This is a genomic window from Sporosarcina sp. D27, from assembly GCF_000586555.1.
In the GTDB taxonomy this organism is placed as follows: Bacteria; Bacillota; Bacilli; order Bacillales_A; family Planococcaceae; genus Sporosarcina.
The window spans coordinates 1-258 of the sequence record NZ_AZUC01000027.1; the positions used below are offsets into that span (position 1 = coordinate 1).

The 258-nt window shown below is 48.1% G+C and carries 2 tRNA genes; both read left to right on the top strand.

The features are described 5' to 3' along the window. Positions 1 to 48 precede the first annotated feature (48 nt). Positions 49 to 125: transfer RNA gene (locus N693_RS0106055), tRNA-Ile, on the top strand. 13 nt (positions 126 to 138) lie between these two features. After that, a tRNA-Ala gene (locus N693_RS0106060) sits at positions 139 to 214 on the top strand. Positions 215 to 258 lie beyond the last annotated feature (44 nt).

Below are 258 nucleotides of genomic sequence, written 5' to 3' on the forward strand. Positions count from 1 at the left end.
GTTCAGTTTTGAAGGTTCATTTTGTATATATTGATTATATTATAGAATGGGCCTATAGCTCAGCTGGTTAGAGCGCACGCCTGATAAGCGTGAGGTCGGTGGTTCGAGTCCACTTAGGCCCACCATTTTTTTATTCCCGGGGCCTTAGCTCAGCTGGGAGAGCGCCTGCCTTGCACGCAGGAGGTCAGCGGTTCGATCCCGCTAGGCTCCACCATATTACTCCGTAGAGGAGTATTTTTGTTCATTGAAAACTGGATA